17 protein-coding genes are annotated in these 17,543 nt (G+C 69.8%); 6 read left to right on the top strand and 11 right to left on the bottom strand.

Features of this window, described 5'->3' with window-relative positions:
- Nucleotides 1–287 precede the first annotated feature (287 nt).
- The gene (locus tag BN940_RS17085) at nt 288–1,388 is read right to left on the bottom strand and encodes a TRAP transporter substrate-binding protein (RefSeq protein WP_043685034.1); all 1,101 of its coding nucleotides are present in this window, start codon (nt 1,386–1,388) and stop codon (nt 288–290) included.
- Nucleotides 1,389–1,501: 113 nt separating this feature from the next.
- Entirely contained in the window at nt 1,502–2,869 is a 1,368-nt protein-coding gene (gene pmbA, locus BN940_RS17090; RefSeq protein WP_043685036.1) for a metalloprotease PmbA, read from the bottom strand.
- A gap of 77 nt (nt 2,870–2,946) precedes the next feature.
- Between pmbA and yjgA the strand changes: the two genes are divergently transcribed.
- Nucleotides 2,947–3,507, top strand: a complete 561-nt coding sequence (gene yjgA / locus BN940_RS17095; RefSeq protein WP_043687959.1) for a ribosome biogenesis factor YjgA — start codon at nt 2,947–2,949, stop codon at nt 3,505–3,507.
- Nucleotides 3,504–4,181 (top strand): alpha/beta hydrolase, encoded by a 678-nt coding sequence (locus tag BN940_RS17100; RefSeq protein WP_043685038.1) that lies wholly within the window; start codon nt 3,504–3,506, stop codon nt 4,179–4,181. The genes yjgA and BN940_RS17100 overlap by 4 nt, the downstream gene beginning before the upstream one ends.
- Nucleotides 4,182–4,226: 45 nt before the next feature.
- On the opposite strand, the gene BN940_RS17105 is transcribed toward BN940_RS17100, so the two are convergent.
- Complete coding sequence (locus BN940_RS17105) at nt 4,227–6,674, bottom strand: bifunctional acetate--CoA ligase family protein/GNAT family N-acetyltransferase (RefSeq protein ID WP_043685041.1); 2,448 nt, start codon at nt 6,672–6,674, stop codon at nt 4,227–4,229.
- A gap of 120 nt (nt 6,675–6,794) precedes the next feature.
- Here BN940_RS17105 and gltX point away from each other — a divergent pair, with 120 nt between their 5' ends.
- Entirely contained in the window at nt 6,795–8,216 is a 1,422-nt protein-coding gene (gltX, locus tag BN940_RS17110; protein WP_043685045.1) for a glutamate--tRNA ligase, read from the top strand.
- Between the two features lie 93 nt (nt 8,217–8,309).
- Here the strand turns inward: gltX and BN940_RS17115 are convergent, their stop codons facing one another.
- Nucleotides 8,310–8,795: a hypothetical protein gene (locus BN940_RS17115; RefSeq protein WP_043685048.1), complete on the bottom strand. Its 486-nt coding sequence runs from the start codon at nt 8,793–8,795 to the stop codon at nt 8,310–8,312.
- A 135-nt stretch (nt 8,796–8,930) separates the two neighbouring features.
- Here BN940_RS17115 and BN940_RS17120 point away from each other — a divergent pair, with 135 nt between their 5' ends.
- From BN940_RS17120 to BN940_RS17130, 3 genes are all read left to right on the top strand, one after another.
- Complete coding sequence (locus tag BN940_RS17120; protein ID WP_043685051.1) at nt 8,931–9,371, top strand: CopD family copper resistance protein; 441 nt, start codon at nt 8,931–8,933, stop codon at nt 9,369–9,371.
- Between the two features lie 358 nt (nt 9,372–9,729).
- Nucleotides 9,730–10,356, top strand: coding sequence for a hypothetical protein (locus BN940_RS17125; RefSeq protein WP_043685054.1), 627 nt, complete (start codon nt 9,730–9,732; stop codon nt 10,354–10,356).
- A gap of 155 nt (nt 10,357–10,511) precedes the next feature.
- Complete coding sequence (locus BN940_RS17130; protein WP_043685057.1) at nt 10,512–11,075, top strand: YggT family protein; 564 nt, start codon at nt 10,512–10,514, stop codon at nt 11,073–11,075.
- A 102-nt stretch (nt 11,076–11,177) separates the two neighbouring features.
- Here the strand turns inward: BN940_RS17130 and BN940_RS17135 are convergent, their stop codons facing one another.
- From BN940_RS17135 to BN940_RS17165, 7 genes are all read right to left on the bottom strand, one after another.
- The gene (locus tag BN940_RS17135) at nt 11,178–11,675 is read right to left on the bottom strand and encodes an outer membrane lipoprotein (RefSeq protein ID WP_043685060.1); all 498 of its coding nucleotides are present in this window, start codon (nt 11,673–11,675) and stop codon (nt 11,178–11,180) included.
- 55 nt (nt 11,676–11,730) lie between these two features.
- A complete protein-coding gene (locus tag BN940_RS17140; protein WP_043685063.1) occupies nt 11,731–12,678 on the bottom strand; it encodes a carbohydrate kinase family protein in 948 nt (315 codons plus the stop codon).
- A 15-nt stretch (nt 12,679–12,693) separates the two neighbouring features.
- Nucleotides 12,694–13,962 carry a zinc-ribbon and DUF3426 domain-containing protein gene (locus BN940_RS17145; protein WP_043685066.1) on the bottom strand — a complete coding sequence of 423 codons (1,269 nt, stop codon included), beginning with the start codon at nt 13,960–13,962 and terminating at the stop codon, nt 12,694–12,696.
- Nucleotides 13,963–13,976: 14 nt separating this feature from the next.
- On the bottom strand, nt 13,977–14,891 hold the full coding sequence (gene prmA / locus BN940_RS17150) for a 50S ribosomal protein L11 methyltransferase (RefSeq protein WP_043685068.1): 915 nt from the start codon (nt 14,889–14,891) through the stop codon (nt 13,977–13,979).
- Between the two features lie 8 nt (nt 14,892–14,899).
- Nucleotides 14,900–16,246 carry an acetyl-CoA carboxylase biotin carboxylase subunit gene (accC, locus tag BN940_RS17155; protein ID WP_043685071.1) on the bottom strand — a complete coding sequence of 449 codons (1,347 nt, stop codon included), beginning with the start codon at nt 16,244–16,246 and terminating at the stop codon, nt 14,900–14,902.
- 5 nt (nt 16,247–16,251) lie between these two features.
- Nucleotides 16,252–16,710: an acetyl-CoA carboxylase biotin carboxyl carrier protein gene (accB, locus tag BN940_RS17160; RefSeq protein ID WP_043685074.1), complete on the bottom strand. Its 459-nt coding sequence runs from the start codon at nt 16,708–16,710 to the stop codon at nt 16,252–16,254.
- A 281-nt stretch (nt 16,711–16,991) separates the two neighbouring features.
- Nucleotides 16,992–17,474 (bottom strand): TlpA family protein disulfide reductase, encoded by a 483-nt coding sequence (locus BN940_RS17165; protein WP_242404227.1) that lies wholly within the window; start codon nt 17,472–17,474, stop codon nt 16,992–16,994.
- Between the last annotated feature and the right edge of the window lie 69 nt (nt 17,475–17,543).

The following is a 17,543-nucleotide window of genomic DNA, read 5'->3' on the forward strand; positions in this document are numbered from 1 at the left end:
TGTTCCTGATGAAATGAATGAAAGGATTTCCGCTGATCCGCCAGGGCTTTATGAAGGGGCTTGGCCCAAAAAGGCATCGCCAATCCCGCAACCCGTACGGTGATGAACTCAAACGAAAATCCTACCATTGTACATGGACGGCAACGGATAGACAAACCGTGACTCAACCGTGACTCAACCGCGGCCTGCCCTGTCGGGCGCCGGCACGGGCAGGCCGGGCCGGCGCCCGGCGGCATGCCGAAAAAAAGGCGCTTCCCGCGAAGCGCCTTTTTTTCGTGCGGCCGGGATTATTTCTTCCGGCTGGCCAGGGCGGCGCCCAGGTAGTTGTCGTAGGAACCTTCGGCCACGCGGAACCAGGGCACGATGTTGTCGCGGAAGGCCATGTAGCTGTCGAAGATCTTCTTGAAGCCCGGGTCCTTGTCGCAGAATTCCTTGTAGACCTGGTTGGAGGCCTCGAGCGAGGCGTCCATGACTTCGCGCGGGAAGCTCTTGAGCACGGCGCCCGCGGCGATCAGGCGGCGCAGGGCGTCCGGGTTGTTGTTGTCGTAGTATTCGACCAGGTGGTTGCCGGCGGCGCGCGAGGCCACATCGACCGCCGCCTGGTAGCTCTTGGGCAGTTCGGCGTAGGCTTTGTCGTTGACGTACAGCGACACCTGGGCCGAGCCTTCCCACCAGCCCGGATAGTAGTAGTACTTGGCGACCTTCTGGAAGCCCAGTTTTTCGTCGTCCACGGGGCCGACGAATTCCACGGCGTCCAGCGCGCCCTTTTCCAGGGCCGGATAGATGTCGCCCGTGGGGATCTGCTGCGGCACCACGCCCATGCGCGACAGGACTTCGCCCGCGAAGCCGGCCGTGCGCATCGTCAGGCCTTTCAGGTCGGCGACGGACTTGATTTCCTTGCGGTACCAGCCGCCCATCTGGGCGCCGGTGTTGCCCATGGGGAAGTTGACGATGCCGCGCGGCGCGAACAGCTCGCGCAGCAGCGTCAGGCCGCCGCCCTCGTACATCCAGGCGTTCATCTGGCGCACGTTCAGGCCGAAGGGCACCGCCGTGTCGAAACAGAAGGCGGGATCCTTGCCGTAGTAGTAGTAGGACGCGGTCTGGCCGCATTCCACCGTGCGGTTGCCGACGGCGTCCATCACGCCGAAGCCCGGCACCAGTTCGCCGACCGGATACAGGCGGATGTTGAAATTGCCGTCGGTCAGGTCCTTGACCATGCTGCAGAACAGCTGCGCCGTGGAAAACAGCGCCGGTGTTGCCTGCGAGTACGTGGTCGTCATCTTCCAGTTGATCTGGGGGTTCGACTGGGCGATGGCCGGGGCAGCCGCGGCCGCCGTGCCCGCCACCGCGCCCAGACCCGCCTTTTTCAGAAATGCGCGACGCTGCATGATGAAGGATCTCCTGTGGGTTTGAATATTTGGTATGGGTTGCTACCAGGCCGTTCGATATTACACTGCGGGACCTCGCGCTGCACGCCGCGCCGCACGAGAATCCGCGCGGCCTACAGCCCGGCGACCGCCATGCCGTCGATCAGCACCGAGCCGGTGGATTTGGCGCCCCGCGCATGCACGTCGGCCCCGACGGCGACGATCCCGCGGAACATGTCGGCCAGGTTGCCGGCGATCGTGATTTCCTGTACGGGATGGCGGATGACGCCGTCCTGCACCCAGTAGCCGAAGGCCCCGCGCGAGTAGTCGCCGGTGACGTAGTTCACGCCCTGGCCGATGAGCTCGGTGACCAGCAGCCCGGTGCCCATCGCGCGCAGCAGGGCGGGCAGGTCGTCGTCCGGCCGGGTCAGGCGCGAGCGCAGGCTGAGATTGTGCGAGCCGCCGGCGTTGCCGGTGGTCGCCATGCCCAGCTTGCGGGCCGTGTAGGTGGACAGGAAATACCCCGTGAGCACGCCGCCGTCCACCACCCGGCGGGCCTGCGTGCGGACCCCTTCGGCGTCGAACGGCGAGCTGCCCTGGGCGCCCGGGATGTAGGGGTTCTCGATCACGTCCAGGTGGTCGGCCAGCACGGGCTTGCCCAGCGTGTCCAGCAGGAAGCTGGCCTTGCGGTAGAGCGCGCCGCCGCTGGCGGCCTGCACCAGCGCGCCCAGCAGGCCGACGGCCAGCGGGGCCTCGAACAGCACCGGATAGCGGCCCGTCTTCACGGGGCGCGCGCCCAGGCGCGAGAGGGCGCGCTGCGCCGCGTAGCGGCCCACCTCGGCCGGCGCGGCCAGGTCTTCGGCCCGGCGCGCGGACGTGTACCAGTAGTCCCGCTGCATGCCGTCGCCGCGCCCGGCGATGGGCGCCACCGACAGGCTGTGGCGCGAATAGGGATAGCCGCCCAGGAAGCCGCGCGAATTGCCCAGGACGAAATGGCCTTCCATGGTGTCCAGCGAGGCGCCTTCGGAGTTGGTGATCTGCGGGCTGGCGGCCAGCGCGGCGCGTTCGGCCTGGATCGCCAGGCGGGCCGCGCCCGCGGCGTCGATGGCCCAGGGATGGTGCAGGTCCAGGTCCGGGTAGTGCAGGGCGAAGAGCTCGGGCTCGGGCAGGCCGGCGGCCGGATCCTCGGCGGTGTAGCGGGCGATGTGCCAGGCGGCGTCCACGGTGCGGCGCAGCGCATCGGCGGAAAAATCGGAAGTCGAGGCCGAGCCGCGGCGCTGGCCGGCGAACACCGTCACCGCCATGGAGCGGTCGCGGGTCTGCTCGATGGTCTCGATGGCGCGCCGGCGCACCGAGACGGACAACCCCCGGCTTTCGGAGATTTCCACGGCGGCATCCGTGGCGCCGGCCTGCTTCGCGTGGCGCAGCGCATCTTCGGCCAGTTCGCGGAACTGGGCCTGCTGGGCGGGAACATCGAGGAAATCGTCGGTACGTGGGTTCATGCAAAATCCGCTGGTGTCGAGACGGGTGTTCGGGACGGTTATCATAGACAATCACGGACCATTTTATGCCCGAACCCATGCACGACACGCCCCAGCCCGCCGCGCCGGAAGACTTCCCGGAAGACCGGCGGCCCAGCAAATCCCAGGTCAAGCGCGACATGCACGCCCTGCTGGACCTGGGCCGCGAACTGATCGACCTGCCTCCCGCCAGGCTGGCCCGGCTGCCGCTGGACGAGCCGCTGCGCGAAGCCATCGCCCTGGCCCAGCGCATCCACAGCAACGAGGGCCGGCGCCGCCAGGTGCATTACGTCGGCAAGCTGATGCGCCACGCCGACGCCGCCGCCCTGCGCGCCCAGCTCGACCTGTGGGCGAGCGGCTCGCGCGAGGAGACCCGCGCCATGCACCGGCTGGAGGACCTGCGCGACCGCCTGCTCGACAGCGACGAGGTCCTGACGCAATTGCTGGAACGCTTCCCCGGCCTGGACATCCAGGCCCTGCGTGCGCAGATCCGCGCCGCCCGCAAGGAAGCGCGCGACAACGCCGCCCTGCCCGAGGGCCGCGAACCGGCGCGCAAGCACTACCGCGCCCTGTTCCAGACGCTCAAGACCCTGGATTTCGACGACGAGACCTCCCGATGAACCCGACCCTCCTGGACACCATCGAACGCATTACCGGCCCCGAGCCCACGCACAGCGTGATCTGGCTGCACGGCCTGGGCGCCGACGGCCACGATTTCGAGCCCGTCGTGCCCGAACTGATCCATCCCGGCCTGCCGGCGCTGCGCTTCGTGTTCCCGCACGCGCCCGTGCGCCCGGTGAGCCTGAACCAGGGCATGCCGATGCGCGCCTGGTACGACCTGTACGGCCTGGACCGCGACGCGCGCGAGGACATCGACGGCCTGCGCGCGGCGCGGCACGCGGTCACCGAGCTGATCGAGCGGGAGAACCAGCGCGGCATCCCGGCCGAACGCATCGTGCTGGCGGGCTTTTCGCAGGGCTGCGCCACGGCCCTGTACACCGGCCTGCGCCATCCCGAGCGCCTGGCCGGCCTGATCGGCCTGTCGGGCTACCTGCCGCTGCGCAACACCCTGGCCGCCGAGCGCCACCCCGCCAACGCCGGCACGCCGGTCTTCATGGCGCACGGCACGATGGACATGGTGGTGCCCCTCACCTACGCCGAGACCAGCCGGGACGCGATGGCCGCCCAGGGGCAGCCGGTGGAATGGCACACCTACCCGATGCCGCACGGCCTGCATCCGCAGGAACTGGACGACATCCGGGCGTTCCTGACGCGGGTGACGGCGACGGTCTGACAGGCCGGTCGGATGCCCCAGGCGCCTGACGGTCCGCAGATACCGTCAGGCGTCCAGGTTCATCCAAAGCCTCCGCATGCCGGGGTCGGATTCATCGGGATCGTTGCGCATGCCCAGGGACGTCATCAGGCCCAGCATGGGGCGGTTGGTCGCCAGGACGATGCCTTCGATGTAGCCCAGGCCCTGGCGGCGCGCGACGCTGATCAGGCTGCGCATCAGCGCCGCGCCGACGCCGCGCCGCTGCCAGTCGTCGGCGATCACCAGCGCGTATTCCGCGCCCTGGCCGTCGGCGTTGCGCAGGTAGTGCGCGAAGCCCACGATGCGCTCGCGCAGCAGGCCGCGGTTTTCCGGATTGGACACCTGGGTCGTGGCGACCAGGGCGACCTCGCGGTCGTAGTCGATGCGGGTGTAGCGCGCCAGCATGCGCGGCGTGAGCTCGCGCAGCATCGACACGAAGCGCATGTAGCGCGATTCGTCGGACAGGTCCCGCACGAATTCCTGCAGCAGCACCGCATCCTCGGGGCGGATGGGCCGCAGCAGCCATTCCTGGCCGTCGTCGCGGATCATCGGCCGCACCAGGCGGCGCGGATACGGGTGGATCGCCATGTGGCGGTAGGCGCGGTTCTCGGGGCGCTCGCCGTCGTAGTCCGGGTCCAGCCCGACGCGGATGCCGCCGGCATACAGGCTGGTGTCGTCCCACCAGAGCGGGTCGATCGACAGGGTGCGGATGCCGGGCAGTTCGCTGACGATCTCGGAAATCCGCTCCAGCGCCTCGCGCAGCTGCTCGAAGGCGGCCGGGCTGAGGTCGCGTTCGAGCACGCGCGACCAGAACTTGCCGCGCTGGATCAGCTGGCGCGCCAGGTAGTTGTTCAGCGGCGGCAGCTCGATTTCCCGGTGGGGCGAGGCCAGCCGGGCGGAATCGCCGCCGGGCCCGAATTGCATGTACGGCCCGAAGCGCGCGTCCTGGCGCACGTGGATGGCCATGGACACGTGCTCGCGGGCGGCGGCGGGCACGGGCGCGTCGTCCGGCCGGATCGGCACGTGGAAACAGTCCAGCAGCCAGCGGCAGCTGGACGGGTCGAGTTCCGTGCGGCCCGACATGATGGCGTCGTTCAGCAGGGTGCGGGCCTCGTCCAGGCGCGGCGGCCGGCTGAGCATTTCCGGCGGCAGGGTCTGCTGCGCCAGGGTCTGGTTGTATTGATAGGACGCCAGGATGCCGAAGGCATTGGCGGCCGATTCGGGGGTGCGGAAGGCGGGCAGCCCCACCGAGTCCAGCCGGTGGCGCTGCGAGCGCATCGAGGCGTCGCCCAGGAAGCAGGACATGATGGGCTTGGGCGAGGCCTGGGAGAACCGCGCCAGGGCCTCGGCGGCGGCGTCCATGTCCGACAGGGCGTCCGGCGCGATCAGCACCAGCACGCCGTCCACGTTGGCGTCGCCCGCCAGCACGCCCAGGGCCTGCTGCAGCCGGTCCGGGTCGAGCGGCGCATGGCTGATGACGGGGTTGTCCAGGGCCGCGCCGGGCTCCAGCATCGCCGCCAGGTCGCGCCGCGTCTGCGTGGACAGGTCGGCCCGCGACACCGGGCCGCTGCCGTCGATGACGTCCAGCGCCAGGTGGGCCGCGCCGTAGCCGTTGGAGAACAGCGCGATGCGGCGCCCCCGCTGGCGCTTGGCATGGACGAGGACCTTCAGCGCCGAGAAGAGCTGCACGAAGAAGCGGATCCGCACCGCGCCGGTGCGCCGCACCAGCGCGTCGAACACCGCGTCGGCGGCCGGGCTGGTGTCCGAGCGGCCGGCCTTCAGCAGGATGACCGGCTTGACGCTGGCGGCGGCCATCAGCGCGCTGGTGAAGCGGCGCGAGGAATCGGCTTCCTCCAGGTAGAGCACGATGCTGTCCGTGCGCGGATCCATCGACAGGTATTCGAGGACTTCGGCCACGGTGACGCCGTCCGCCTCGCCGGCCGAGACCACCGCGGAAAAGCCGAGCTGGATGTCGCCCGCCCAGTCCAGCACGGCGGCGGCCACCATGCGCGACTGCGCGACCAGGGCGACCCGGCCCACGGGCGCGCCGCCCGGATCGAGGCTGAGGTTCAGCCCCAGGTGCGGACGCTGCACCCCCAGCGCCCCGGGGCCGAGCACCAGGCAGCCGTTCATCCGGCCCCAGGACTGGCAGTAGGCGCGGGTCTCGACGGGATCGGCGGCGGGCGTGGGGTGTGGCAGCAGCAGCAGGGCGCGCGGCCGGTGCTGCTTGAGCGCCCCCAGCGCGGCCGGCAGCAGGGCGGGATCCAGGCACAGCAGGGCCATGTCCAGGCGCTGGCCCTCCTGCAGGAAATCCAGCCGCTGGGGCATCTGCCAGCGGCCGTCGTCGCCGATGCGCACGTCGGCGATCCGGCCCTTGAGCAGGGCGGGCGGCGTTCGCACGACGGGCAGTTCGCGTGAACTCAGGATCAGCAAGGAGCGCGGCTCGAACAGGGCCGCCAGGCGGTGGCGCAGCATGGACAGGACTCCGGACGCCCCCGAACGGGTCGTCCCTTAAAATAGCATATCGACCTTCCGATTCTACAGGGGTTCGCCGGCATTTTGTTGCAGTGCACCAACCCCACCCGAACCATCACCATGACCGACTCCTCCACGCGCCCCGTGCGCACCCGCTTTGCTCCGTCCCCCACCGGCTACCTGCACCTGGGCGGCGCCCGCACCGCCCTGTTCTCCTGGGCCTTCGCCCGCCACTTCGGCGGCACCTTCGTGCTGCGCATCGAAGACACGGACCTGGAGCGCTCCACGCCCGAGGCCGTACAGGCGATCCTGGACGGCATGCAATGGCTGGACCTGAAGGCCGACGAGGGGCCGTTCTACCAGATGCAGCGCATGGACCGCTACCGCGCCGTGATCGCCGACATGCTCGCCCAGGGCACGGCCTACCACTGCTACAGCACGCCCAAGGAAGTCGAGGCCATGCGCGAGCGCGCCCGCGCGGTCGGCGCCAAGCCGCGCTACGACGGCACCTGGCGGCCCGAGCCCGGCAAGACCCTGCCGCCGATCCCGGCCGGCGTGCAGCCCGTGGTGCGCTTCCGCAGCCCGCAGGACGGCGTCACCGCCTGGGACGACCTGGTCAAGGGTCCCATCAGCTTCGACAACGGCGAACTCGACGACCTGGTGATCGCCCGGCCCGACGGCACGCCCACCTACAACTTCTGCGTGGTGGTGGACGACTGGGACATGCGCATCACCCACGTCATCCGCGGCGACGACCACGTCAACAACACCCCGCGCCAGATCAACATCCTGCGCGCCCTGGGCGGCGAGCTGCCGCGCTACGGCCACGTGCCGATGATCCTGGGGCCGGACGGCGAAAAGCTCTCCAAGCGCCACGGCGCCGTCAGCGTCATGGAATACGACCGCATGGGCTACCTGCCCGAAGCCATGGTCAACTACCTGGCGCGGCTGGGCTGGAGCCACGGCAACGACGAGCTCTTCACCCGCGAGCAGTTCGTGGAATGGTTCGATCCGCGCAACCTCAGCCGCTCGGCCGCCCAGTGGGATCCGAAGAAACTGAACTGGGTCAACGCCCACGCGATGCGCGCGCTCGATCCGGCCGACCTGGCCGCGCGCGTCGCGCCGCGCATCGTCCGCCGGGGCGGCGATCCCGCGTCGGCCGACCTGCCGGCCATCATGGCGCTGCTGCGCGACCGCGGCGAAACCCTGGAAGACCTGGCCGAAGGCGCCATGCTGTTCTGCGGCCCCTACGCGCCCGCCGACGACGCCCTGCGGGCGGAAGTCCTGGACGACGCCGCGCGCGTCCTGCTGGAGGATTTCCGCCAGCGGGCCGAGGCCCTGCCCGCCTGGACCGAGGCGGAGCTCGACGGCCTGATCAAGGCCATCCTGCGGGACCACGGCGCCAAGATGCCGAAGCTGGCGATCCCCCTGCGCGTGGCCGTCACCGGCCGCAAGCACACCCCGTCCATCGGCGCCGTGCTGGCCCTGCTGGGCCGCGAGACCGTGCTGGAGCGCCTGGCCGCGAGCCTGGCCCGGTCCTGAGCCAGCCTGGCCCAGCGCTGATCCGGGTCCTGATCCGCGCCCGTCCCGCGCTTTCGCCGTGGGGCGCGGCGCGGGGATTCGTCCGCGGATTCGCTAGAACGGCAGGCGGTAGCCCGGCGACATGCGTCGCGCCTTGACGGCGCCGGACGGGCCGTTCATGCGCAGTTCCGTCGCATCGACCCGCTCCACGCGGTGGCGGTTGGTGTAGATCGGGTCGTCCAGGTTCACCGGCGAGCCGTTCGATTCCAGGGTGCGCAGCACCAGCGTCTGCCCTTCGCGCGACCAGCAGCCGGCTTCGTACAGGCCCTGGGACGGCGTGCGCGGACGCTTGATCTGCTCGACGTAGCTCATGGTGCCGTCGGCGTTCAGCGTGTAGAGCGTGCGCAGCGCGCCCGCCACGCCTTTCTGCGAACTGACCGACAGCCAGTTGCCGACCAGGGGGTCGCCCGCCGCGGCGGGCGTGCAGGACGGCCGGGCGGCCTCGGCCGGAGGCTGGGCCGGCTTGATCGGCGCGCAGGCGGCCAGGGTGCCCAGGAGGACCGCGCAGGCGGCCCAGGCATGAATACGAATGCGATCCATTGCTTGATTCCCATCCATGACAAATGTCATCCAATACCCGGGATCGGCGCAGGGCCGCAGCGGGACCCCGGGGCCTGGCGGCCTACAATTTCCCGGTGCGCGCGCATCCAGCGGGCAAGCCATCATTCTACCGACATGAGCCACTCACTACTCGTTACGCTGCACCTGTTCGCCGCCATCCTGTTCGTGGGCACGGTCTTTTTCGAGGTCCTCATCCTGGAAGGCATCCGCAAGCCGCTCGGCCGCGAGGCCATGCGCAACGTCGAGCTGGCCATCGGCCGGCGCGCGCGGCGCATCATGCCCTTCGCCATGATCGTGCTGTTCGGCGCGGGCCTGGGCATGGCCTGGCAATTCCGCGAATCGCTCGCCCATCCCTTCGCCAGCAGCTTCGCCACGCTGCTGTGGATCAAGATCATCCTGGCCTTCAGCGTGCTGGGCCATTTCATCACCGCCATGACGCTCAGCGGCACCGGCAAGCTGAAATCGCGCCATTTCCAGCTCATCCACATCAGCGTTTTCTGCCACGTCGTCCTGATCGTCTTTCTCGCCAAGGCCATGTTCTACCTGACATGGTGAATCCGGTCGGACGGAGCGGGCACGCCGGAGCATTCGCGTGGAAATCGGCGCGAACGCCCGCTTGAAAATCCATCCGGCGACACGCGTGAAAACGTGCGTGGAAAACCGCCCCGAAATACCCGCGGAAACGGGGTCCGGAAATAGGAACGCGACTTTTTCGAGACAGGCGCAATCGAATATCGATCTCATCGGGTGTCGCGCCTGGAATAGTGCTTGGAACGCGACAGGGCTTACGCTAGACTTGAAGGCGTGCAATATTCGTGATATTGCGCGCCTGCGCCATTTGAGATGAGCCGCACGCCCCGTGGGGGTCATATCAAATGGGTGGACACCCTCTTCGATCCCAAGGAGCATGACGATGGCAACCGCCAAGAAGGCCTCTGTCGCACCGGCCAAGAAATCCGCAGCCCCGAAGTCCGCACCCAAACCGGCAGCCAAGAAGTCCGCCCCGGCCGCCAAGCAAGCCTCCCCCGCAACCTCCGTCAAGAAAGCCGCTCCGGCCAAGAAAGCCGCGCCCGCCAAAAAAGCGGCGCCGGTGAAAGCCGCCGCCAAGAAGGCCGCCCCCGCCAAGAAAACCGCCGTCAAGGCCGCCGCCAAGAAAGCCGCGCCGGTGAAGTCCGCGGCCACCAAGGCCGCGCCGAAGAAAGCGGCCGCGACCAAGACCGCCGCGGCCAAATCCGCTGCAACCAAGACCGCCGCCACGAAGACCGCGGTGAAAAAGACCGCCGCCAAGACCGCCGCCCCGGCCAAGAAAACCGCGGCCAAGACCGCGGCGAAAAAAGCGCCGGCGAAAAAGGCCGCCGCCAAGAAGGCGGCCAAGGCCCCCGCGAAAAAGGCGGCCAAGCCGGCCGCCGCATCCGAGCCTGCGCCGGCCAAACCGGCAGCCAGGAAAGCCGCCGCCAAGCCCGACACGCCCGCCCCCGAGGCGCGCACCGACGCCAACCCCGCCGGCGCCTGGCCCTTCCCCACCGGCAAGCGGCCCTGAGCGCATCGGCCCGTCCTTTCCCCGGGGCAGGACATACGCGGCACACCAGGCCCGGCGGCATCCGCCGGGCCTTTTCATTCGCCAGACACGGGCGCTTGATGCGACAATGAGCGCTACTCAATGACCGCTGTTTTTCCGCAGCCTACGAGCACCGCATGGCCCAAGACATCCTGCAGTTCCTGATCGACATCGTTTTCCAGCTCTTCGGCATCGCCCTGATCCTGCGGGCCTGGATGTTCGCCATCCGCCTGCATCCCTTCAACCCGTTTTCCCAGGCCATCCTGCGGGCCACGGAATGGCTGGTGCGGCCGATCCGCCGGATCGTGCCCGGCAGCGGCCGGTTCGACTGGTCCAGCATCCTGGCCTGCTGGCTCACGGCGATCCTGTATCTGCTGCTGACCTGGCTGGTCGCCATGGGCGGCCTGATGCCCGCCGCCTCGGCCATCGGCCCCCTGCTGCTGTCGGGCCTGCTGGTCGGCCTGAAATGGCTGTTCAACGTGATCGTCTGGGTGACGCTGATCCAGGCCATCCTGTCCTGGATCAATCCCCTGTCGCCCATCATGCCGGTGCTCTACACCCTGACCGCGCCGCTGCTCGATCCCATCCGCCGGATCCTGCCGCGCATGGGCGGGCTGGACCTGTCCCCCCTGGTGCTGCTGGTGCTGGCCCAGATCGCCATGATGGTGCTCAATCACCTGGTCTTCACGACCTTCGGCTGAGCCGGGCCCGGGGCGATCCACCCGGCCGATCACAATGCAAAGGCCCGGCAATGCCGGGCCTTTGCGCATCCGGGAAGCCCGGATCGATGACGGCGGCGCGAATTACATCGGCACGACGCGGGTGGGGCCGCCGCCGCTGATCACCTGCACGCGCTGGCCGGAACTGAGCGGCACGTCGGCCGCCTGGGCGATGACGCGGGTTTCGCCGTTGTCCAGACGCACGGTGATTTCCAGGCCGTTGGTCTTGCCCACCTGGTTTTCGATCGCGTTGCCGGCCAGGCCGCCCAGCAGCGCGCCGCCGATCGAGGTCAGGATCTGGCCGCGGCCGCCGCCGATGGCGCTGCCCGCCACCCCGCCCAGCGCCGCGCCGCCGATCGCGCCGACGCCCGAAGGCTTGTCGGACTGGATGACCACGGAGCGCACGGACACCACGGTGCCGTAGCGCACGATCTGCTCCTGCTGGGCCTGGCCGTAGGTGTAGACCGAGCTGGAGGCGGACTGGTTGGCGCAGCCGGCCAGGGCGAGCAGCGACAGGGAGATCCCCGCGGCGGCGGCGAGGCGCGCCGCGCGGGACGAGAATGCATGGGTGAGGATCGCCATGGGCTGACTCCTGGAGTGAGAAAGAAACGCCCCCGAAAAGGAGGCCGTGCCCGGCTCAGGCGAGCGGGCCCGCGTCGATGCCGTAGTGCGTCTGCAGCGCCGCCGCGACGTCGGTGCGCGACGGGCCATGGTTTTGCGGACCCCTGTGGGCGATTTTAAAGCTGCCCATGACGTTCGCCAAGCAGCAGGCGTCGCGCAGGGACCAGCCGTGCGCCAGGCCGTACAGCAGGCCGGCGCGGTGCGCGTCGCCGCAGCCGGTCGGGTCCACGATGCGGGCCGCGGGCGGGGCCGGAATGTCGGTGCGTTCCTCGCCCACGAACAGCGAGGCGCCCTCGCCGCCACGGGTCACCACCACCGCCTGCAGACCGGCGGCAAGCGCCTGGATGGAACGGCCCGTGCGCTCCTCGATCACGCTGGCCTCGTAGTCGTTGGCGGTCAGGATGCTGGCCATGTCCAGCATGCGCAGCAGCTCGTCGCCGTCGAACAGCGGCATCGCCTGCCCCAGGTCGAAGATGAAGGGGATGCCGGCGGCCCGCAGGCGCTCGGCGTGGACGAACATGCCTTCCTTGGAATCGGGCGAGACGATGGCCCAGCACGCGGCGTTGCCGCTCAGGTCGTTCTCGGCCGAACGCAGCATCGCCCCCGGGTGGAACGAGGCGATCTGGTTGTTTTCCTGGTCCGTGATGATGTGGCACTGCGCCGTGTAGGTGTCGGGCAGCACGCGCACCAGGCGGGTGTCGATGTCCAGCGCGCGCAGGCGCTGCAGGTAGTCGTCGGCGTCCTGGCCCACGGTGCCGACGGGCACGGGCCGCCCGCCCAGCAGCTTCAGGCTGTAGGCGATGTTGCCGGCGCAGCCGCCGTATTCCTTGCGCAGCAGGGGCGCGAAGAACGACACGCTGAGGGACTTGATGTTGTCGGCCAGGATATGGTCGCGGAACCGGCCTTCAAACACGGCGATGGTGTCGAAGGCGATGGAACCGCAGATCAGGACGTCCTTGGACATGGCGGGGGAATTCCTTCAGGGATAGAAGAGGTCGAGCTGGTAGCCGTTGACGCGGACGCCGCTCACGGTCAGGGGGACGCGCACCAGGACTTCGCTGAGGGCGGCGAAGGGCTCGGCGGCGCGGGCGGCCCCCAGGTAGTCGGCGGGCGACAGGTTGCGGCGCACCAGCAGCGTGCCGGCGGCGTCCTTCAGGTCCAGGATCAGGGTCGGCCATTCCTGCGGCTGTTCGGCGCGGTTGCGCAGGGTGGCGTGCAGCACGAAATGCTGCTCGGCGGACGCCTGGCCGTCGGCCCCGCCTTCGGTCCGGCCGCCCTCGGCCCGCCCGGTCCCGGCGCGGCCGGCCGCGGCGCCGGCATCGGCCGCCTTGAGCGCGGAGCCGGTGATGGCGATGTGGGCGATGTCCCGCGCATAGGGCACCTGGCAGCGCAGCGGCACGCAGGCGCGTTCCAGCGCCGGCCGCAGCGCGGGCACCATCCGGGCGATCTGGGCGCGGTAGACGTAGACGGCCTGCGCGGCCAGCAGGACGAGCAGCAGGATGAACAGCAGCCAGGCGCCGAAGCGCAGCAGCGCATCCCACCAGCCCGGGGCATCCTCGTCGCGCAGCAGGGGGGCGGCCGAGCCGCCCTGGCTGCGGTGCCCCGGCCGGGCCTCGACCACGAAGGGCGCCTCCTGGGGAGGCGGCTCGGCCCGGCCGAAGACCGGCGCGGCGCCGGCATCGGGCACCCAGCCCTCGTCGGCCAGGATTTCCTCGACCGGCCGCGGCGCCGGCCCGCCCGCCGCCTGGCCGAGACGGGGCTCGGGGCGGTCGTCGGGCCAGGGCGCGACGCCGATGCGGAACACCGGCGCCGGCTCGGACTGGGGCCGCCCCGCCACCGGGCGGCCGGAGCGGATCACCTGGGGCGGCGGCTCGGCCGCGGGCCCGGCGGGCCCGGCCGATGCGGCCGATGTGGTGAAGGACGGAGAGGCGGCGTAAGGCGCGGAAGGAACGGAGGGCGCGGAAGGAACGGAGGGAGCGGGCGGCGCGGGCGGGGCGGCAGAAGCGGGCGGAACGAAGGGGACGGATGATGCGAACGGGGCGGAGGGCGCGGACGGCGCTTGGGCGGCGGCCGGGCGCGGCGCCGCCGGGGACGCCGGCGTCTCGGACGCATCGGAGACCACCTCGGCATAGCCGTCGAAGATATGGGCGCACTGCACGCAGCGGATGTAGCCCTTGCGCAGCTGCAGGTCGGACAGGCCCGCCTGGAACACGGTCCCGCATTTCGGGCAGCGCGTGGTCAGGTCCATCGCCACGGCGCCCTTCAGTCCCTGCGCCCCGTCAGGCAGACCCAGCCGTCGCGGGCCGCCCAGACGTGCAGGGGCAGGTGCGACGCGTAGGCCTGGCAGACCTCGTCGGCCTGGCGCTCCAGCACGCCGGAGAGCGCCAGCCGCCCGCCGGGGGCGACCCGCGCCGCCAGCATGGGTGCCAGGAGCTTGAGCGGATTGGAGAGGATGTTGGCGACCACCACCTGGCTGGCGCCGGCGGGCAGGTCGTCGGGCAGGCAGGCCTGGACGTCCACGCGGTTGGCGGCCGCGTTGCGCGCCGTGGCCAGCACCGCCTGTTCGTCGATGTCCACGCCCCGGGTCGGGCCCGCGCCCAGCAGGCGCGCGGCGATCGCCAGGATGCCGGAGCCGCAGCCGTAGTCCAGCACGGTCTCGCCGCCCCGCAGATGGGCCGCGAGCCATTCCAGGCACAGGTGCGTGGTGGGGTGGCTGCCGGTGCCGAAGGCCAGGCCCGGGTCGAGCTCGATGCGCACGATGCCGTCCCGGGCGCCGGCCGCGGGCAGGCCGGCATCGTCGCGGTGCCAGCTCGGCACGATCCAGATGCGCTCGCTCACGACGATGGGGCCGAACTGGGACTGCGTCAGGCGCACCCAGTCGGCGTCCGGCACGTCGCGCAGGCGCCAGTCGCCCGCCCCCGGCGCGGGCCCGGCCAGGCCGTCCAGCGCGGCCAGCAGGTGGGCGGGATCGTCGCCGTCGGCCAGCAGGGCCACCAGGCGGTTGCGCCGCCAGGCGAGGACCTCGGGCTCCGTGCCCGGCTCGCCGAACAGCGCCCGTTCGTGCTCGGTGTCGCCGTCGGCGTCCTCGACGGACACCGCCAGGGCGCCGGCTTCCAGCAGGGCGTCGGACCAGGCCTCGGCCTGGCTTTCCGCGCAGTTCAGCACCAGCTCTCGCATGCCGGACCTCAGGCGCGCGCGGCGAGCTTCTGTTCGAGGTAGTGGATGCTGGTGCCGCCTTCGACGAATCGGGCGTCCTGCATCAGCTCGCGGTGCAGCGGGATATTGGTCTGCACCCCCTCGACGATCATTTCCGACAGGGCGATGTCCATGCGCATGATCGCCTGGTGGCGGTCGTCGCCATAGGTGATGAGCTTGGCGATCATCGAGTCGTAGTAGGGCGGCACGGTGTAGCCGGTGAACACGTGCGAATCCATGCGCACGCCCGGGCCGCCCGGCGTGTGCCAGTTGGTGATCCTGCCGGGGCTGGGCGTGAACTTGTACGGGTCCTCGGCGTTGATCCGGCATTCGATCGCATGGCCGCGCAGGTGGACGTCGCGCTGGCGCAGGGTGAATTTCTCGCCGGCGGCGATGCGCAGCTGCTGCTGGACCAGGTCGATGCCGGTGATCATCTCGGTGATCGTGTGCTCGACCTGGATGCGGGTGTTCATCTCGATGAAGAAGAATTCGCCGTTCTCGTAGAGGAATTCAAAGGTGCCGGCGCCACGGTAGCGCATCTGGCGGCAGGCCTCGGCGCAGCGTTCGCCGATGCGCTCGACCAGGGCGCGCTCGATGCCCGGGGCGGGCGCCTCTTCGATGATCTTCTGGTGGCGGCGCTGCATGGAGCAGTCGCGCTCGCCCAGCCAGACGGCCTTGCCCTCGCCGTCGGCCAGCACCTGGATCTCGATGTGGCGCGGGTTTTCCAGGAATTTTTCGAGGTAGACCTCGGGATTGTTGAAGGCGGCGCCGGCCTCGGTGCGCGTCATGGCCACCGCGTTGAGCAGGGCCGCCTCGGTGTAGACCACCCGCATGCCGCGCCCGCCGCCGCCGCCCGCGGCCTTGATGATGACCGGATAGCCGACCTCGGCGGCGATGCGCTGGATTTCCCTGGGGTCGTCGGGCAGCGCGCCGCCCGAACCCGGCACGACCGGCACGCCGGCGGCGATCATCGCCTGCTTGGCGCTGACCTTGTCGCCCATGGTGCGGATGCTCTCGGGACGCGGTCCGATGAAGACGAAGCCGCTCTTTTCCACGCGCTCGGCGAAATCGGCGTTTTCCGACAGGAAGCCGTAGCCGGGGTGGATGGCCTCGGCGTCGGTGACTTCGGCGGCCGAGATCAGCGCCGGCATGTTCAGATAGCTGTCGCGCGGCGTGGCCGGCCCGATGCAGACGGATTCGTCGGCCAGGCGCACGTATTTGGCATCGCGGTCGGCCTCGGAGTGCACGACCACGGTCTTGACGCCCAGCTCGCGGCAGGCGCGCAGGACCCGCAGGGCGATTTCGCCGCGATTGGCGATCAGGATTTTTTCAAACATGGCGCTCAGGCGATGATGAACAGGGGCTGGCCATATTCGACCGGTTCGCCGTTCTCGACGAGGATTTCCTTGATGACGCCGGACTTGTCGGCCTCGATCTCGTTGAGCAGCTTCATCGCCTCGATGATGCACAGGGGATCGCCTTCCTTGACGGCCTGGCCGACCTCGACGAAGGCCGCGGCGTTCGGATTGGGCGAACGGTAGAAGGTGCCGACCATCGGCGCCTTGACCTGATGGCCCTGCGGAGCGGCGGGCGCCGGGGCGGCGGCCGGCGCGGGGGCGGCCGCGGGCGCGGGCGCGGCCACGACCTGGGCCGGCGCGGCGGCCACGGCCACCGGGGCGCCCGCGGCGGGCTGGGCGAACTTGACGATGCGGACCTTGCCCTCGCCCTCGGTGATTTCCAGTTCGGCGATACCCGAATCGGCCACCAGGTCGATCAGCGTTTTCAGTTTTCGGAGATCCATGACGATAAATTCCTGTGTGCTGGCCCATACGGGGGGCGGGCCGTTCGATGGTCGGATCCGGGCGGCGAAAACAAATGCGCCGTCGGTCCGACCCCGGCGATGCGGGGAGAATCCACGACGGCCACATGTGTTGCTGCTGCCAGCGGGCAGCCCAGGACTCCTGCCCGAAGCCGCCTGATCCTGGGTATGAGGGTACCCTTCAAAGCGCCTTTTTACGCTAAAACCGCCGATTTGTCCATAAAAACAGCCCTGCGAGGGGCTGGAACACTAATTATTGAAACTTAAAGTATCTGCCCCAGCCGGGCCTCGATGTCGTCCGGCCTGAGTTCGCCCATGACCGAATCGGCGACGCGGCCGCGGCGGTCGAACAGCAGGGTGAACGGCAGGCCGCCGCCCTTGTTGCCCAGCTCGCGCATCAGCGGGATGCCCTGGGTGCCGGTGAGCAGCAGGGGATAGGACACCTGCACCTTTTTCAGGAAGCGCTCGACGTTGGCCTGGGTGTCGATGGCCAGCCCGAGCACGGCCAGGTCGGGATGGCGCTGGTGCAGGGTTTCGAGCAGGGGCATCTCGCGCACGCAGGGCGCGCACCAGCTGGCCCAGAAATTCATCAGCACCGGCCGGCCCACATAGGCCGACAGGGCCTGGTCGCGGCCCTGCAGATCGGCGAAGGTGCGGCCGAACACCGGATCGGCCGGCAGCATCGAGGCCGCCGCGCCGCGCGCGCCCGCCGCAAGCCCCAGCGTCGCCAGGGAAACCGCGTGCAAGAATTTCCGCCTGTCCATGTAGGGAACATGCTCCATGCTGTCCGTCCGTCCCGCGGCCCGCAGGCCGCC

The sequence above is a fragment of the Castellaniella defragrans 65Phen genome (genome assembly GCF_000612685.1).
Lineage (GTDB): Bacteria > Pseudomonadota > Gammaproteobacteria > Burkholderiales > Burkholderiaceae_B > Castellaniella > Castellaniella defragrans.

What these genes read in the sequence shown, in the direction of transcription:
- BN940_RS17085 (WP_043685034.1), bottom strand. Translation starts at nt 1,388, where the DNA reads ATGCAGCGTCGCGCATTTCTGAAAAAGGCGGGTCTGGGCGCGGTGGCG.
- pmbA (WP_043685036.1), bottom strand. Translation starts at nt 2,869, where the DNA reads ATGAACCCACGTACCGACGATTTCCTCGATGTTCCCGCCCAGCAGGCC.
- yjgA (WP_043687959.1), top strand. Translation starts at nt 2,947, where the DNA reads ATGCACGACACGCCCCAGCCCGCCGCGCCGGAAGACTTCCCGGAAGAC.
- BN940_RS17100 (WP_043685038.1), top strand. Translation starts at nt 3,504, where the DNA reads ATGAACCCGACCCTCCTGGACACCATCGAACGCATTACCGGCCCCGAG.
- BN940_RS17105 (WP_043685041.1), bottom strand. Translation starts at nt 6,674, where the DNA reads ATGCTGCGCCACCGCCTGGCGGCCCTGTTCGAGCCGCGCTCCTTGCTG.
- gltX (WP_043685045.1), top strand. Translation starts at nt 6,795, where the DNA reads ATGACCGACTCCTCCACGCGCCCCGTGCGCACCCGCTTTGCTCCGTCC.
- BN940_RS17115 (WP_043685048.1), bottom strand. Translation starts at nt 8,795, where the DNA reads ATGGATCGCATTCGTATTCATGCCTGGGCCGCCTGCGCGGTCCTCCTG.
- BN940_RS17120 (WP_043685051.1), top strand. Translation starts at nt 8,931, where the DNA reads ATGAGCCACTCACTACTCGTTACGCTGCACCTGTTCGCCGCCATCCTG.
- BN940_RS17125 (WP_043685054.1), top strand. Translation starts at nt 9,730, where the DNA reads ATGGCAACCGCCAAGAAGGCCTCTGTCGCACCGGCCAAGAAATCCGCA.
- BN940_RS17130 (WP_043685057.1), top strand. Translation starts at nt 10,512, where the DNA reads ATGGCCCAAGACATCCTGCAGTTCCTGATCGACATCGTTTTCCAGCTC.
- BN940_RS17135 (WP_043685060.1), bottom strand. Translation starts at nt 11,675, where the DNA reads ATGGCGATCCTCACCCATGCATTCTCGTCCCGCGCGGCGCGCCTCGCC.
- BN940_RS17140 (WP_043685063.1), bottom strand. Translation starts at nt 12,678, where the DNA reads ATGTCCAAGGACGTCCTGATCTGCGGTTCCATCGCCTTCGACACCATC.
- BN940_RS17145 (WP_043685066.1), bottom strand. Translation starts at nt 13,962, where the DNA reads ATGGACCTGACCACGCGCTGCCCGAAATGCGGGACCGTGTTCCAGGCG.
- prmA (WP_043685068.1), bottom strand. Translation starts at nt 14,891, where the DNA reads ATGCGAGAGCTGGTGCTGAACTGCGCGGAAAGCCAGGCCGAGGCCTGG.
- accC (WP_043685071.1), bottom strand. Translation starts at nt 16,246, where the DNA reads ATGTTTGAAAAAATCCTGATCGCCAATCGCGGCGAAATCGCCCTGCGG.
- accB (WP_043685074.1), bottom strand. Translation starts at nt 16,710, where the DNA reads ATGGATCTCCGAAAACTGAAAACGCTGATCGACCTGGTGGCCGATTCG.